The sequence below is a fragment of the Glutamicibacter sp. NPDC087661 genome (genome assembly GCF_044743275.1).
Classification (GTDB): Bacteria; Actinomycetota; Actinomycetes; order Actinomycetales; family Micrococcaceae; genus Glutamicibacter.
On the sequence record NZ_JBIUWE010000001.1, the window covers coordinates 1,365,160 to 1,380,985 of the forward strand.

13 protein-coding genes and 4 tRNA genes are annotated in these 15,826 nt (G+C 62.4%); 7 read left to right on the plus strand and 10 right to left on the minus strand.

Going from position 1 to position 15,826, the window contains the following annotated elements; all coding sequences use genetic code 11:
* Positions 1-97: 97 nt before the first annotated feature.
* The gene (locus tag ACIOTN_RS06380; RefSeq protein ID WP_402734945.1) at positions 98-928 is read left to right on the plus strand and encodes a tryptophan-rich sensory protein; all 831 of its coding nucleotides are present in this window, start codon (positions 98-100) and stop codon (positions 926-928) included.
* The gene (locus tag ACIOTN_RS06385; RefSeq protein ID WP_105661105.1) at positions 925-2,388 is read left to right on the plus strand and encodes an SDR family oxidoreductase; all 1,464 of its coding nucleotides are present in this window, start codon (positions 925-927) and stop codon (positions 2,386-2,388) included. The genes ACIOTN_RS06380 and ACIOTN_RS06385 overlap by 4 nt, the downstream gene beginning before the upstream one ends.
* Before the next feature lie 20 nt (positions 2,389-2,408).
* Here the strand turns inward: ACIOTN_RS06385 and ACIOTN_RS06390 are convergent, their stop codons facing one another.
* From ACIOTN_RS06390 to ACIOTN_RS06415, 6 genes are all read right to left on the minus strand, one after another.
* Positions 2,409-2,969 (minus strand): MarR family winged helix-turn-helix transcriptional regulator, encoded by a 561-nt coding sequence (locus tag ACIOTN_RS06390; protein ID WP_105658071.1) that lies wholly within the window; start codon positions 2,967-2,969, stop codon positions 2,409-2,411.
* Between the two features lie 117 nt (positions 2,970-3,086).
* Positions 3,087-3,171: transfer RNA gene (locus ACIOTN_RS06395), tRNA-Leu, on the minus strand.
* 92 nt (positions 3,172-3,263) lie between these two features.
* Positions 3,264-3,755: a thioredoxin-dependent thiol peroxidase gene (bcp, locus tag ACIOTN_RS06400; RefSeq protein WP_105661104.1), complete on the minus strand. Its 492-nt coding sequence runs from the start codon at positions 3,753-3,755 to the stop codon at positions 3,264-3,266.
* A gap of 66 nt (positions 3,756-3,821) precedes the next feature.
* A tRNA-Lys gene (locus tag ACIOTN_RS06405) sits at positions 3,822-3,894 on the minus strand.
* 506 nt (positions 3,895-4,400) lie between these two features.
* Positions 4,401-4,473 (minus strand) — tRNA-Lys (locus tag ACIOTN_RS06410).
* A gap of 49 nt (positions 4,474-4,522) precedes the next feature.
* Positions 4,523-4,595: transfer RNA gene (locus ACIOTN_RS06415), tRNA-Lys, on the minus strand.
* Positions 4,596-4,768: 173 nt separating this feature from the next.
* On the opposite strand from ACIOTN_RS06415, the gene ACIOTN_RS06420 reads away from it, so the two are divergent.
* The 3 genes from ACIOTN_RS06420 to ACIOTN_RS06430 all read left to right on the plus strand — a co-directional run bounded on the left by ACIOTN_RS06420 (position 4,769) and on the right by ACIOTN_RS06430 (position 9,262).
* Positions 4,769-5,701 carry a 2-hydroxyacid dehydrogenase gene (locus tag ACIOTN_RS06420; protein WP_105658069.1) on the plus strand — a complete coding sequence of 311 codons (933 nt, stop codon included), beginning with the start codon at positions 4,769-4,771 and terminating at the stop codon, positions 5,699-5,701.
* Between the two features lie 150 nt (positions 5,702-5,851).
* The gene (locus tag ACIOTN_RS06425) at positions 5,852-7,696 is read left to right on the plus strand and encodes an ABC transporter substrate-binding protein (protein ID WP_181148976.1); all 1,845 of its coding nucleotides are present in this window, start codon (positions 5,852-5,854) and stop codon (positions 7,694-7,696) included.
* Between the two features lie 72 nt (positions 7,697-7,768).
* Entirely contained in the window at positions 7,769-9,262 is a 1,494-nt protein-coding gene (locus ACIOTN_RS06430) for a malate:quinone oxidoreductase (RefSeq protein ID WP_286134275.1), read from the plus strand.
* A 70-nt stretch (positions 9,263-9,332) separates the two neighbouring features.
* Here the strand turns inward: ACIOTN_RS06430 and ACIOTN_RS06435 are convergent, their stop codons facing one another.
* Positions 9,333-9,611 carry a hypothetical protein gene (locus ACIOTN_RS06435; RefSeq protein ID WP_105658066.1) on the minus strand — a complete coding sequence of 93 codons (279 nt, stop codon included), beginning with the start codon at positions 9,609-9,611 and terminating at the stop codon, positions 9,333-9,335.
* Positions 9,612-9,861: 250 nt separating this feature from the next.
* Between ACIOTN_RS06435 and ACIOTN_RS06440 the strand changes: the two genes are divergently transcribed.
* On the plus strand, positions 9,862-13,209 hold the full coding sequence (locus ACIOTN_RS06440) for an efflux RND transporter permease subunit (RefSeq protein WP_402734946.1): 3,348 nt from the start codon (positions 9,862-9,864) through the stop codon (positions 13,207-13,209).
* Between the two features lie 87 nt (positions 13,210-13,296).
* On the opposite strand, the gene ACIOTN_RS06445 is transcribed toward ACIOTN_RS06440, so the two are convergent.
* The 3 genes from ACIOTN_RS06445 to ACIOTN_RS06455 form a co-directional block, all read right to left on the minus strand.
* The gene (locus ACIOTN_RS06445; RefSeq protein ID WP_402734947.1) at positions 13,297-13,935 is read right to left on the minus strand and encodes a CueP family metal-binding protein; all 639 of its coding nucleotides are present in this window, start codon (positions 13,933-13,935) and stop codon (positions 13,297-13,299) included.
* Between the two features lie 34 nt (positions 13,936-13,969).
* Complete coding sequence (locus tag ACIOTN_RS06450) at positions 13,970-14,575, minus strand: DUF305 domain-containing protein (RefSeq protein ID WP_402734948.1); 606 nt, start codon at positions 14,573-14,575, stop codon at positions 13,970-13,972.
* Between the two features lie 93 nt (positions 14,576-14,668).
* The gene (locus ACIOTN_RS06455; RefSeq protein WP_402734949.1) at positions 14,669-15,109 is read right to left on the minus strand and encodes a DUF6153 family protein; all 441 of its coding nucleotides are present in this window, start codon (positions 15,107-15,109) and stop codon (positions 14,669-14,671) included.
* 231 nt (positions 15,110-15,340) lie between these two features.
* On the opposite strand from ACIOTN_RS06455, the gene ACIOTN_RS06460 reads away from it, so the two are divergent.
* Entirely contained in the window at positions 15,341-15,793 is a 453-nt protein-coding gene (locus tag ACIOTN_RS06460) for a MarR family winged helix-turn-helix transcriptional regulator (protein WP_181148888.1), read from the plus strand.
* Positions 15,794-15,826: the final 33 nt, after the last annotated feature.

Sequence of the window (15,826 nt, forward strand, 5' to 3'; positions counted from 1 at the left end):
TAGTTGATATTTAGCTTTTCTAGATACATCATGGTTTAACTATCTCGTTTTGTCGACTCGAAGCGGGAAAATTTTCAACCGACATCAGGAGCACGCGATGAGCAGTTCCACGGATTCCCCGAATTTTCCCTATCGAGCCCCCGCGTCAGCAACATCCTGGGCACTGCCGGTGTTCACGGCGATTGCCCTGGTCCTGGCCATTGCCGTTTCATTCATCGGAAGCGGGGCCCTGGGCGGAACTCCGGTCCAGCAGGCAGCCGGCGGCTATCTGGGCGCTGACTCGACGCTGCTGGCCCCCGCGGGTCCGGCCTTCTCCATCTGGAGCTTGATCTACGCCGGGCTGGCCGTCTACGGCATCTTCCAGCTCACCCCCGCCGGACGCCGCTCGGCCTGGGCTGCCAAGCTGCGGATTCCCGCGCTGCTTTCCGCATTGCTGAACGCCGCATGGATTACCGTGGTCCAGCTGGGCTGGCTGGGGGCCAGCGTCGCGGTGATCTTCATCCTCGTCGCGTGCTTGGCCTGGATGCTGACCATCATGGTGACAGGCACCCCGTCTTCGCGCACCGAATACTGGATCATGTGGCTGACCTTCGGCATCTACCTGGGCTGGGTCTGCGTAGCCAGCATCGCCAACACCTCCGCATGGCTGCTCTCCCTGGGCTTTGGCCAGGACGCCTCCTGGGCACCAGGAGCGGCAGTGGCACTGCTGGTGGTCGCAGCGGCCATCGGGCTGGGCACCACCGCCTACTCGGGCAGGATCTTCACCGCCTTGGCCATCGCCTGGGGCCTGGGCTGGATCGGCGTGAGCCGGCTGTCCGGAACCAATCAGTCTGAACTGGCCGGGTACGCCGCGCTGGGCTGCGCCGCGCTGCTCCTGCTCGGATCCATGGTGATCGCCTGGCGCAAGCGCGGTGTTCGAACTCCATGAGCCTGATAGCAGTGACCGGAGCAACCGGATATATCGGCGGACGGCTGGTGCCCCTGCTCTTGCGCAACGGGCACCAGGTCAGGGTTTTCACCCGTGACGCGCAGCGCCTGCGCGATACCCCATGGCGCAGCCAAGTCGAGATCGTCGAGGGCGACCTGCAAGATGAGCACGCAGTGGCCAAGCTCTGCAAGGACGCGGACCTGCTCTACTACCTGGTGCATTCGATGTCCGGGACCCGGGATTTCGCGGCTCAGGAAAAAGCGTGCGCGCAGGTCATGGCGCAGGCCGTACGCGAACAGGACGTCAGCCAGCTGGTCTACCTTTCCGGGTTGCATCCTGCAGGTGAACTCAGCGAGCATCTGGCTTCGCGCGTGGCCGTGGGGCAGATCCTGTCAGCGGCCGCCAGCACCCTGGTGCTCCAGGCGGGCCTGGTGATCGGCTCCGGCTCGGCCAGTTTCGAAATGGTCAGGCACCTGAGCGATGTGCTGCCGGTGATGCCGGCCCCGCGCTGGGTACTGAACCAGGTCCAGCCCATCGCCATCCGCGACACCTTGCACTACCTGGCGGCCTGCGCCGAGCTGGCGCAGCCCGCGCAGGGAACCTATGACATCGGCGGCCCCGGCACCTACAGCTACGCGCAGCTGATGAAGATCTATGCCCAGGTGGCCGGCCTGCGCGAGCCGAAAGTCTGGCCATTGCCGCTGCTCACCCCGCGGCTGGCTTCGCACTGGGTGAATCTGGTGACGCCGCTGCCGCACACCCTGGCTTCCGCGCTGGTGCAGTCGCTGCAGCATGATTGCGTCATGGGCTCGCGGGACATCGATAAGCTGATTGCCCCGCCGGCCCAGGGCTTGTGCGATTATCCGCGAGCGGTGCAGCTGGCACTGGAGAAGATGGATGCCGACGCGGTGCAAACCAGTTGGGCTACCGCCCAGCCGATTTCGGCACCCGCCGAACCGCTGCCCTCTGATCCGGATTGGTCAGGGCGCAAGGCCTACACCGACATCCGCCGCATCAGCACCACGGCAACCGAGGCGCAGCTCTTCAGCGTGCTGCATCGGCTCGGCGGGGAATCACCGTATTTCGCCTTCCCCGCCCTGTGGAAGCTGCGCGGCTTGATGGACAAACTGGCAGGCGGCGTGGGGTCGCGGCGCGGACGCCGCTCGCACAGCACGCTGGCACTAGGAGATGTGGTGGATTGGTGGCGCGTGGAAGCCCTGGAGGAAAACAGCTTGCTGCGCTTGCGCGCGGAGATGCGTGCCCCGGGCCAGGCATGGCTGGATTACCGGATCGACAAGCGAGCTGACGGGCGAAGCGAACTGATCCAGCGAGCGGTGTTCTTCCCGCGGGGCTTGGCCGGACGCTGCTACTGGTGGGCGGTATACCCGTTCCATGGGGCCATTTTCCCGGTCACCATCAAGAACATTGTGCGCGATGCGGAAAAGCAGGCGGCTGGCTGAGGATCCAGCACGTCCCGGTACTAGTCCGCTTCGCCGGCAGTCGTTGAATCGAGGCTGCTTTCCAAGGCATCGGAGGTCCCGGCAAGGAACCGGATCACTACGTCCCGCTCCTCGGGGCTCATCGCGTTGGCCACTTCGAATCTCTTGGCATGGTGCCGCCCCACTTGCTCCCGTGCTGCCAGGTGGGTTTCCTCGGTGACCTCGACGCATTGCGAACGCCGGTCGGTTGGATGCCTGGTGCGCCGCACATGGCCGTGGGCTTCCAAGCGGTCAATCATCTTGGTGACCGATGCGCTGGAAATTCCCAGATACTGGCTCAGCGCACCCGGGGTGACGGATTGGCCCGCATGCTTGGCGGAGATCATCTTGCGGATCGCCCGCATGTCGGTTTCGTTCAGTTTCATGAACTGCTGGGAGCTGCGCATGATGCGGCGTTCGATCTGGCGCATCCGGCCCATTTCAGCCATGATGCGGTCGATTTGCTCCAGATTGGCAGGGGCTATGCCCGCCCGCTTGATCAGGTCCTGGCCAGGATCGGATTCAGAAAGCCCATACATGGTGGGCAGTTCCTTGGCTGCCATGGTGCCCCTCCTCCTCGGATCGCGGCCGCTTGCCTTATTTGGATCATACGCTTGGTCAACCGCTGCGGATGCATGCAAAAACCCTGCGGCCGATGGAATCAGACCGCAGGGTTCAGTTGGTGCGAGTAGAGAGACTTGAACTCTCACGTCCGAAGACACTGGAACCTAAATCCAGCGCGTCTACCAATTCCGCCATACTCGCTAGCGCTACACCGGAAACACTGTTTCCTCGAAGGCGACCTCATTTAGTGTAGCGGAAGTTCTGCCTGATATGAAATCAGCCAAACAAGGGGTCTACTTGGGATCAATGCCCAAGTCACGGCGCAGCTTGGCTACATGGCCGGTGGCGCGAACGTTGTACTGCGCCAGCGCGATTTTGCCCTCTTCATCGAGCACGATTGTGGAGCGGATCAGGCCCTCGTAGACCTTGCCGTAGTTCTTCTTTTCTCCCCAGGCGCCGTAGGCTTCAGCTACTGCGTGGTCCTCGTCGGAGAGCAGCGGGAAGTTCAGTTCTTCCTTGGCGACAAATTTTTCCAGCTTGGCGGTCTTGTCCGGGGAAATGCCCAGAACTGCGTACCCCAGGGACTGCAAGGATTCGAGCGAATCACGGAAATCGCAGGCCTGCTTCGTGCAGCCCGGGGTGGATGCGGCTGGGTAGAAGTACACGATGGTCTTCTTGCCGCGGTAATCGGCCAAGGCAACAGACTTGCCAGCAGCGTCCTGCAAGGTGAAATCAGGGGCCTGGTCACCGATGGACAGACGGTTCGTCTTTTCGGAAGCACTCATGAGCTGATCCTCTTTTCTTTGCGGTATACAAAAAATCCGACCTGACGAATCAGATCGGATCTACTGTGCGCCCTCCGGGACTCGAACCCGGAACCTAATGATTAAGAGTCATTTGCTCTACCAATTGAGCTAAAAGCGCTTCCTCGCTCTGACTAGTTCTTTTTCAGAACTCATCTTTGCGACGTAGACAATCATAGGCAGAAATGATGCGAAAGCAAAAATCGGCCAGTACCCGACCTGAGAACATAAAAGTCCAAGTCAGATTCATGATATCACATTTGTCCGGCTTGAAAGTAATCTAAAACACACATAGTTTTCCGATCCGGACCTCACTATCCACCGGCGGGGCAAATCCGGGATTTGCCACTCGCGGCCAGCACTCCCGCTCGGCTCCGGTCCGCACAGCACTCCGGGCGCACCTGCAGCAATGATTTCCACGAAACCGCAATGCGGCGTCGCCCGAAGGACCAGCCGCCAGCCGGTCAATTTCCCGCCAGTGGCCTCGAATCCTTTCCCCGATCCCCTCCCGGCTCCGGCGCGGGCCAGCCTACCGGCGACCACAGGCCAAAGTGGTTCCGCGTCAAGCGCTGGCTGGTCCACCGGGACAAACAAAAAAGGCCAGACCGAAGCCTGACCTTTGTTTTGTGCGCCCTCCGGGACTCGAACCCGGAACCTAATGATTAAGAGTCATTTGCTCTACCAATTGAGCTAAAAGCGCGTATTTATTTATGAAAACAAGTTGTCTGGTGAACCGAACAAATTGTTCGTGCGCCCCCCGGGACTTGAACCCGGAACCTAATGATTAAGAGTCATTTGCTCTGCCAATTGAGCTAGAGGCGCCCGCTGCGATGTTCTAGAAGCTTTTCGGGCTTCGCGCTTTCGCAACGAGATAAAACTTTACCAGCAATTTCCCTCAGCGCAAATTCGGGGGCCAGTATTCTGCGGTGACCTTCATTACAGGACATGACTAGGGGTTACTACCAAAGCGCGGATGGGGTTTGTACAGTGTTTCCATGAGCACCCAACGAACGATTTCATTCCCGACACAAGATCTGATTGATGCGGTCGGTCCGATCCCGGAAAACCTCAAAGCTGTGCTCTGGGACCTGGAGAGCACCCCCGGAACTGCGCTGGAAGAAATCGACATTGCCATTCTTCCCTATATGTCGAATCCCCAGACGCTGAAGAACATCCGCAAGGCACCGAACGTCAAGATCGTCCAGACGCAGACCACCGGCTTCGACGGAATGGTTGACCTGATTGGCGATCGCGCAGATATCAATACCGCGGCCGGCGTCCACGCGGCGGCTACCGCCGAGATGGCCATCGGCCTGGCCATCGCATCCCTGCGCGGCTACCCGCACGCGGTCCGAGATCAGCAGCAGGGCCGATGGAATCCCCAGCAGTGGCCCGGCTTGGCTGATCGGACGGTGGCATTGGTTGGCGTGGGCGGCATCGGCGAAGAGATCCGCAAGCGCCTGGAGCCCTTCGAGGTCAACCTCCTGCGCTTCGGCTCCACGGCCCGCACCGATGAGCATGGCGAGGTCTTCGCAACTTCTGATCTCGCAGCGCGCGCGGCGGAGATCGAAGTGCTGATCCTGATCGTGCCGCTCAACGATTCCACCCATCATCTGGTTGACGCTGATCTGCTGGCCCAGCTTCCCGACGGTGCAACCGTGGTCAACGTCGCTCGCGGCCCGGTGGTGGATACCGAGGCAATCGTGGCAGAAGTCGCTTCGGGCCGCTTGAATATGGCATCGGATGTATTCGATCCAGAACCCCTGCCGTCCGATCACCCATTGTGGCAGCACCCTAATGCCTTGGTCATTCCCCACAACGGCGGCAACACCAAGGCGTTCTTCCCGCGCATGGTGAAGTTGCTCAAGAAGCAGGTGCAGGCCTGGGCCGCGGGCAACGACGGCGAGAACCTCGTGCACCGCAGCTAACAATTTAGCGACAGTTGACGGCTCCGGGAGTTTTGGCTCCCGGAGCCGTGGCCGTGGTGCGCTATCTTTGATAAATACCTTTGCGCACATTTACTTGCTTGTTCCCTGCGCGAAGCAGTACCGCCTGCCATAGGAAGATGAGTCATCCCAGTGCCCGAATTGCCATTGAAACTCGTATCACGACGCGCATTGCTGACCGGTACATTGGCGACTACCGCACTGGCACTGACCGCCTGCACCGGAAAGCCAGGGCCCGCGGCTTCCGCTTCGCCCTCAGCCTCGGCCAGTGCGCCGCGCATTCCCCGGACCCTGCGCCTGGCAGCAGCCGCTCCCCCGGTCAAGCTCGATCCGGCCATCGTGGCGGATAACGAATCCTTCCGGATCACCCGCCAGGTGTACGAGACGCTGGTCGATATCGATCCCGATACCGGTGGCGCCGTAGCGGGCCTGGCCGAATCCTGGACCGAAAGCCCTGATGGCTTGCGCTACACCTTCACCCTGCGCGAAGGCGTGCTCTTCCACGACGGCACCGAATTGACCGCAGAAGCAGTTGTCGCCAACTTCAACCGCTGGGAAAACTTGTCTCCGCAGCTGCGCGCTTCATCCAGCCAGGGCTTTGCCAATGTTTTCCACTTCGACAGCGACATCCCCAAGCTTCCAACGGCTAAGGAACTTGAAGAAGAGTTCAAGAGCGCTGCCGACGCCAGCGAAGAGGAACTGGCCACCCAGCAGCTGCGCACCAAGCAGCTTGAAGAGCTGACCAAGAAGTTTGACACCAAGCTCTTCGAGGGCAAGTCCGCAGCCGGTTCCGCAAGCTATTTCGAATCAGTCAAGGCAACCGGCAAGTACCTGGTCGCCTTGAATCTGCGCCGCCGGCTGCCAGGGCTGATCGAAGCGCTGACGTTGCCGGGCATGGCCATTGCCGCGCCCAGCGCGTTGACCGGCGGTCCCGGGCAGAACCCGGCCGAGTCGCTCTCCACCCACCCGGTGGGTACCGGGCCATACACTTTCGTTTCCCATGAGGACAATGTGGTGCGTCTGGAGATCTTCAAGGACTATTGGAATCAACCGCGGCTGTCCAATAACACCGCGCATCCCGAGGTTGCGCTGATCTCTGCTGTTCCTTCGCCCTACAACCGCGAAGGCGCGCTGCTGGCCGATGAAATCGACGGCTTCGACATGGTCTCGGTGGACATCATGCGCACCCTGGTGCGAAATGCCAAGGTGGTTGTCCAGCGCGATCCCTTCTCCGTGCTCTACCTCGGCATGAACCAGCGCAATAAGTGGCTGGCCAAGCCGGAATTCCGCATGGCCATTGCGCACGCGGTCAACCGCAGCTCGCTGGCTGAGAAGCTGTTCCTGCAAGGGTCCAAGCACGCTTCGACCCTCTTGCCCTCTGCCTTGAGCATTCCGGCACCGGAAGATACGCCGAACCACGATGCGTCGAAGGCCAAGACCTTGCTGGCCGAGTTGGGTTACAAGGGCGAACAGATCGAGTTCGCCTACCCGCTGCAGGTTTCGCGCAACTACCTGCCGCTGCCTGAACGCACTTTCGCGCAGATCGCCGAGGACCTCGCCGCAGTGGGGATCCGCATCAAGCCGCGCCCGATTGCATGGACCGACGGCTACGTGCAGACCGTGCAGTCCAAGGACTTCGAGGGACTGCACCTGCTGGGCTTCTCCGGCGGCTACCGTTCGGCAGACGACTTCCTTTCCGGCATTTTGGCGGCCAAGGAGAATGAGTTCGGATACACCTCGACGTTACTTGACTCACAGATCATGCTGGCCCGTTCCATCCCTTCCGGGGAGGAACGGACCGCCGCCTATGCCGATATCCTCAAGACCCTGAACGCGGATCTGCCCGCGCTCCCACTGGTCTTTCCGATCTCTGCGCTGGCGTTTAACGGCAACGTCACCTTCTATCCGCCCTCGCCGATGCTCAATGAGTGCTACGCGGATGTGCAGATGGCAAACTCGCCGTCTATCTCAAGTTAGTGACCGTTAACCCAGTTAACGATTTCTAACCCCCGGGGATATAGGTCTACTCTGGGAGAGAGCAAAGTATCACTGTCGATGGAGATCCTCGTGCCTTCTGAAACGTCAACCGAATCTTTTGACGTAGTACTAATCGGTGCCGGCATCATGAGTGCCACCCTTGGCACCATGATCAACCAGCTGGAACCAACCTGGTCCATTGGTCTTTTCGAGAACCTGGACAAGGCCGGGCAGGAATCCTCCTCCCCTTGGAACAACGCAGGTACCGGCCACTCGGCACTGTGCGAATTGAACTACACCGCTGCCAAGGCTGACGGATCGGTCGATCCGGCCAAGGCCATTGGCATCAACGAGCAGTTCCAGGTTTCCCGCCAGTTCTACTCGTGGGCCGTCGAGAACAACCGCGTTGCCGACAACAGCTTCATCAACGCCCTGCCGCATATGTCCTTCGTCATCGGCGAGGACCACTCCAAGTACCTGCAGACCCGCTACGAGGCACTGAAGCCCAATGCGTTGTTCGAGGAACTGGAAATCACCAACGACCTGGACACCATCAACCAGTGGACCCCGCTGGTGGCCAAGGGCCGCGATGCCTCGCAGAAGGTTGCCGCATCCCGCGTTGCCTCCGGTACCGATGTCGACTTCGGCCGCCTGACCCGGGACCTGACCGACTCGCTGGGCGCCGCTGGCGCCTCGGTGAACTACGGCCACAAGGTCAAGGGCATCAAGCGTTCGGGCGCCGGCTGGGAACTGAGCGTCAAGGACAACGCTTCGGGCGCAGTCAAGAACGTCAAGGCCAAGTTCGTGTTCGTCGGTGCCGGCGGTGGCGCACTGCCGCTGCTGCAGAAGGCCGGCATCGACGAGATCAAGGGCTTCGGCGGCTTCCCGGTCTCCGGTCAGTTCCTGCGCTGCACCGATGAGACCGTCATCAACCAGCACCACGCCAAGGTCTACGGCCAGGCTTCGGTGGGCGCTCCTCCCATGTCGGTACCGCACCTGGATACCCGCTTTGTCGACGGCAAGCGCTCGCTGATGTTCGGCCCCTACGCCGGCTTCTCGATGAACTTCCTGAAGTCCACCGGCCAGCTGGATCTCCCGTTGTCCCTGCGTCCGCACAACATCATCCCGATGCTGGCTGTAGGCAAGGACAACCTGGATCTGACCACTTACCTGATCAAGGAAGTTCTCAAGTCCCGCTCCAAGAAGGACGAGGCGCTGGCCGAGTACTTCCCGGATGCAGATGGTTCCAAGTGGGAGCTGATCACCGCTGGCCAGCGCGTGCAGGTCATCAAGAAGGATGCCAAGAAGGGCGGCGTGCTGCAGTTCGGCACCGAGGTCATCACCTCCTCGGACGGCTCGATCTCCGGCCTGCTCGGCGCTTCGCCAGGCGCTTCGACCGCTACCCCGATCATGGTCGGGCTGCTGTCGCGCTGCTTCCCCAAGCAGTTCGCAGGCTGGGAGTCGAAGCTCAAGGACATGATTCCTTCCTACGGCCAGAAGCTGAACGAGAACCCAGCACTCTACGCTGAGGTCAAGGCAGCCACCGACAAGTCCCTGGGACTGTAGGCACCAAGCACAACGAGAACCGCCCACCAGCATTGGTGGGCGGTTCTCGCGTATCCGGGCACTGGTCGGGCTATGGCCGGTCCAGCGGCTCGCCGTAGGGGTAGTCCACCCAGGCACCAGCGCCAAGGCCGGGGCAATGGCGTTCGGCGCCGTGGCGCGTGCACGAGGCGTCAGCGGGATACCGGTGCCCTTGCAGCAATTTATCGGCCTCGGCCCAGCCCAGGCCGGAGACTTCCCGCCCGTCGGCGTAGCGCAGGGCGTAGCTGAAATAGCGGTAGCGGATCCTGATCAGCCGCCGGATCCCTTGCTGTGCGGTGGCTTGCACCGCAATCGGCATCTGCAGACTCATGTCTCCAGTATTCCATGCGGCCACCAGCCACCGCCTTCCTTAAGAATCGGGCAGGCGCTCCAGCACCACTGCGCGCGCCGCGGCATCGGCAGCATGGGCACGTGCGGGCGGGGCTGCCCCAGGCCGCTTCGGGGTAATCCATTGGGATGATTTTGAGTGCTTTACATCTCCCGGTGACCGTTGAGCAATGGCAACCAACTAAAGTTGAGATCAGCCCTTCCCACTGCGACACAGCAAGGACCACACCCGCATGCAGCGCTTGGCCATCTTGTCATTGAAAAACCGGGCGCTCATTGCGCTCATCACGGTTTTCGCCGCCGTCTTCGGCGTGATTTCCATGGGATCGCTCAAGCAGGAGCTGATCCCCGCCCTGGAATTCCCCCAGATCTCGGTCATGGCAACCCAAATGGGCTCCAGCCCCGAGGTGATCGACGAGCAGGTGGCCGAGCCGCTGGAAACCGCTTTGCAGGCAGTTGAGGGCCTGGAATCCTCCACCGCTACCTCGCAGACCGGCTTCACCCGCATCTCGCTGACCTTCGAATACGGCACGGACATGGATCGTGCCCGGACCCAGGTGGAACGGGCCATTGCCAATTCCAAGGCCCAGCTTCCCGAGGATGTCGAGCCCACCGCTTTCGCCGGCTCCATCGCGGACTTCCCGGTCCTGGCCCTGGCCGTCTCCTCGGACCAGTCGCTGGAAGCGCTCAACGACGACGTGGAGCGCCTCACCCTGCCCAAGCTGCAGAAGATCGAGGGGGTCCGCGAGGCCTCGGTCTCCGGTGGCGCCTCCCAGCACATTGCGGTGATCCCGAAAGACGACCAGATGCGCGATGCCGGCTTGGCCGTCACGGATCTGAAGGACGGCATCGAGAACGCCGGCTCCCCCATGCCAATCGGCAACATGGACGTCGATGGCCTGGAACTGCCGGTCATCGCCGGCTCCACCCCGGACAGCTTGGAGGCCATCAAGGAAATCCCGCTGGTCACCGATGGCGGTCCGGTGCTGCTCAAGGACGTCGCCGAGGTCTCGGTCAAGGCCGATGAGGCCACCAGCATTACCCGCACCAACGGCGAGGAGACCCTGTCCATCCAGGTCACCAAGACTCCCGATGGCGATACGGTAGCCATTTCGCACGCGGTCACCGCAATGCTTGCCGAGCTGGAGTCCGAGCTGGGCCACAAGGCCACCTTGACCACGATCTTCGACCAGGCGCCCTTCATCGAGGACTCGATCAAGCACCTGGCGCTGGAAGGCGCCCTGGGCCTGGGCTTCGCGGTGATCATCATCTTGGTGTTCCTGTTCTCGGTACGCTCCACCCTGGTCACCGCGATCTCCATTCCGCTGTCCCTGATGGCCACCTTCATCGGGATGAATGCCTTCGGATACACGCTGAACATGCTCACCTTGGGCGCCTTGACCATTTCCATTGGCCGCGTGGTGGATGACTCGATTGTGGTCATCGAGAACATCAAGCGCCACCTGTCCCATGGCGAATCCAAGGCGCAGTCGATCCTGCTGGCGGTCAAGGAAGTGGCCGGCGCCATTACCGCGGCGACCCTGACCACCGTGGCGGTCTTCTTGCCGATCGCCCTGGTGGGCGGCATGGCCGGCGAACTGTTCAGCCCGTTCGCGCTGACCATGACCATCGCGCTGCTGGCGTCGCTGCTGGTATCGCTGACCATTGTTCCGGTACTGGCGTACTGGTTCCTGCCGCACCGCCCGGGCAGCGGCGAAACCCATACCGTGCATGTGGCCGAAGACAAGTCGTGGTTGCAGCGTGCCTACATTCCGGTGCTGGAGGGGACCCAGAAGCACCCGGTCATCACCTTGCTGGCCTCGGTGCTGGTCCTTGCCGGCACCGTGGCCATGACCCCGCTGCTGAACACCAATCTGCTGGGTTCCACCGGCGAGAACTCGATTTCCATCACCGCCAAGATGCCTTCGGGCACCTCCATGGAAACCACCGAAAAGCAAGCGGCAAAGATCGAGACCGGGCTCGCTGATATCGAGGGAATCGAAGATATCCAGCTGACCGTGGGCACCGCCAGCGGCATGGCTGCCATGTTCTCCTCCGGCTCGGATACCGCAAGCTTCACCGTGATCACCGATGCCGATGCCGACCAGGAAGCGCTGACGAACACGGTGCGCGAGCAGGTGGAAGGCCTGGACCTGGCCGAGGACCTGGACCTGAGCTTCGGCTCGAACTCCTCGGCCATGATGTCCAGCGATGTCACCATCGAGATCAAGGCCCCGGACGAGGGGATCCTGCGCGAGGCGACCTCCACAATGCGCGAAGCACTGGAAGGTACCGCGAACGTCACCGAAATCTCCGATAACCTCTCTGCCGAACGCGAGCAGGTGTCCATCGATATCGATGCGCAGAAGGCTGCCGAGGCGGGATTGACCGAGACCCAGCTCGCTGGCATGGTCGCTTCGCAGGTCTCCCCTGTTCCGGCAGGCACCTTGCGCCTGGACTACACCGACATGACGGTGCAGATCGGCGAGGGGATGGATCTGGACAGCCTGGCGAAGCTGCGCGAGCTGCAGATCCCTACCGCCACCGGCATCAGGGAACTGCAGGATCTGGCCACCGTTGAGCGTGCCAAGGTGGTCCAGCAGGTCACCACCTCCAACGGCGAGCGTATCGCTACGGTCACCCTGGCTCCGGTGGAGAACATGCTCGGAGAGGTGTCCAAGGACGTCGCCGCGAGCCTGGACTCGGTGCAGCTGCCCGAGGGCGCCACCGCGGAGATCGGCGGCGCGGCAACCGAGCAGGCCGAGTCCTTCAACCAGCTGTACCTGGCACTGCTGGCGGCCATCGCGATTGTCTACGTGATCATGGTGGCCACCTTCAAGTCGCTGATCCAGCCGCTGATCCTGCTGGTCTCGATTCCCTTCGCGGCGACCGGCGCTATCGGCCTGCTGCTGATCTCGGGGATCCCGCTGGGCTTGCCTTCGCTGATCGGCATGCTGATGCTGGTGGGCATCGTGGTGACCAACGCGATTGTGCTGATCGACCTGATCAACCAGTACCGCCAGGACAGCGCCGAGCGACCGGCCATGTCCCTGGAGGATGCCATCATGCACGGCGCCCGCCAGCGCCTGCGCCCGATCCTGATGACCGCCCTGGCTACCATCTTCGCGCTGGTGCCGATGGGCCTGGGCCTGACCGGCCAGTCCGGATTCATCTCCCAGCCGCTGGCCGTGGTGGTGATCGGCGGCCTGGTCTCGTCCACCGTGCTCACCCTGATCCTGGTGCCGGTGCTCTACCGCTTGGTCGAGTCCCGCAAGGAGAAGAACGCCAAGGCCCGCCGCGCGCGCAAGCATTCGGCGCAGCAGCATATCGCTGCCCAGGACCTGTCCCGGGCGATGGACAGCGCCAGCGCCAAGATCGTTCCGGGCGCTGCGCCAGAAGCCGCGGCCACGGAGGCCTCGAAGACCGCGGATGCCGGGAAGAGCCCCGCGGCTGCCCCCGCGCCTGCCGAAGCCGCTGGCCAGGTCGTCAACCCGTTGACCGGCCAGATCCCGGTCTCGCGCAAGGAACGCCGGGCCTTCGAAGAGCTGATGAAGCAGGCACCGCCCAAGCCCAACGACTAGGCTTTGGCGACGCCATGACTCGGGCCTGCAACCACCTTCGTGGTTGCAGGCCCGAGTCCGTTTGCGCGCTGTCCGCGGCCGCTGGCCCTAGACCAGCCGCAGCTCCGTCAGGCAGGTTGCGCTGGACTGCCCGGCGGTGGACACCGTGGTCTTGGCGCTCTTCCCCTGGTAGGTGAATTCAAGATCCACCGTGATTCCCCGCGGAACCCAGAGGCCGATGAATCCGTTGTCGAAGGTTTCCATGCCCTGGTCCACCAGCACCTCCCCGGTCTCGGCGTTCACGGCCTTGACCCCCACTTCCTTGCCTTGCAGCTGCCCAAGGCAGGTGGTGAGGCTATGGAAATGGCAGCTGTGCGTCTGGTCCACATAGGGCGCGGCCGAAAGATAGTACTGGCCTTCCGGCAGCGGCAGGTTCGCGGTGCGTCCCGACGCATCGGCCAGCACCAGTTGCGTTGGCTGCACCATGGCGGTGAAGTTCTCCGGCCGCTGCTCCTGCGGCAAGCGATCGAGCCGGTCGATGGCCGCCTTGGCGTCGAGTCCTTCCAGTCCCAGCTCGGCGAGGAACTGACCGGTGTCCTCGGCTGCAACCACCGTTGGCTCGGGCTGCGCGACGGGTGCCGCAGCGGTGCTGCATCCGGCCAGCACGGCCAGCGCGAGCAGCGAACCGGCGCCCCTGGCCGCAATGCGGGCACGGTAGCTCTTGCCGCCGGCAAATATTCCAGACATGGCCACTCCCAACCTTCCTGTCTCCAATTCCGGGCTACAGCGTCTCAAGCAGCTGCTTCATCTCGTTGATTTCCCTGGTCTGGGAATCAACGATCTGCTGGGCCAGGTCGAGGGCCGCCGGGTAGCTTCCCTCGCTGATCTCGGTCTGGGACATCTCCACGGCGCCTTCGTGGTGCATGATCATCTGCTCGAGAAAGAGCCGGGCAGCGTCTGAGCCGGTCGCGTCTTCCAGCGCCTTGATGCCCTCCTCCGGGACCATCCCGTCGCCGTGGTCCATGCCCCCGTGATCCATCCCGCCGGGCATATTCCACTCGGAAAGCCAGCGGTCCATGCGTTCGATCTCCGGGGCTTGCGCAGCCTGGATCCTTTCGGCCAGGGATGCCACCTCGGCGGGAATCCCGGATTTGCCCAGCAGGATGCCGGACATCTCGATCGCCTGTTCGTGGTGCACCTTCATGCCCGCGGCGAAGGCCATATCGGCGTCGTTGGCCGATGCGGACTGGTCCATGGAATGCCCGGAATGCGAACCGGAGGCCGAGGCGCTGGGCGCCTCGGTGCTTGATGGTTCCCCTGCGCATCCGGCGAAGGCGAGAGTTGCACCCAGTACGACGGCGCTGGAAATGAGGGTCTGCTTGTTCATGGTGATTCTCCTGGTGGATCTGGAACGTGAGCGGCGTCCGCCTGCGGCGGCGCCGGAACTAGCTGGAGGCCAGTGCATCGACCGGCCAAGTTCTCACGTTCGGCAGATCCCCAACGCAACCAGATCAGGTTTATCCGGCGCGATCCCCCGCAGTTCCGATGCCACGCACAAGGTCAGCGGGAACACCGCCCGGAGAACGGCTACAGTCTGCGGCGGCCGCAGGAACAGCAGCATGGCCAGCAACGCCAAGACGCAACCGGCGGCGGCCATCTCATGGCCCATCGGGCAGTCGGTACAGCCCTGTTCCTCGCCGCCCGCATCGGCTGGCGGAGCATGGTGCGCGGGCTGGGTGTGAGCCGGATGCGCCTGCGCGACCGGGGCCGTGGCCGGGGATTGCGCCGAGGCTCCATGATGCAGCACATGCATCGAGAACAAGCCGAAAAGCACCGCGCTGATCAGCAGCAGCGAGCGGACTACCGCCAGGCGGGGGCAGGTGCGCCCTCCGGCCTTCGCCAGGTAGTTGCCGATGCTCATGGCTCCCAGCTTAGCGACGCCACCGCAAGGCCGCGAAACATGACCCCATCAACCGGCGGGACAAGATCCCTGCCGGTGCTCCGACCCGTCATTGTCCCCCGATTCCAGTGCCGGTCCGGCTCCAATTCCAAATCCGATTCCAAGCCCCCGTCCTGCGGTCCGCGCAGGGCCACGACTGGCGAATCAATAATTTAAGTTGCGCACAATTGAATTGCGTGCAATCATTATTCCATGGCAATTGTTGACGACATGGTGTGTTTCTCCCTCTATTCGGCCAGCCGGGCCACCACCCGCGCATATACCGAGCTGCTCGCCCCTTGGCAGCTGACCTACACCCAGTACCTGGTGCTCGTTGCACTGTGGTCCGAAGGCGATAAGCCGGTGCGCGAAATCGGCGAGATGCTCCAGCTGGACTCCGGCACCCTGTCCCCGCTGCTACGCCGGCTGGAACAAAAGGACTTCATCGAACGCCAACGCGATGACCAGGACAGCCGCGTCGTCAACGTCCGCCTAACCCCCGCTGGCGTATCCCTGCGCAAGGAACTGGCGCACATCCCGGCGCAGATTGCCTGCGGCACCGGGTTGCCGGATATGGAAAGCGCCAAAGCGCTGCTGGCATCCCTGCACCGCATCACCGCCTCCATGCAGCAAATCCCCGCTCCGGACCAACCCTCCGGAAAATAGCTACCAGATTTCACCCTCATCGAAAGGCAGTTT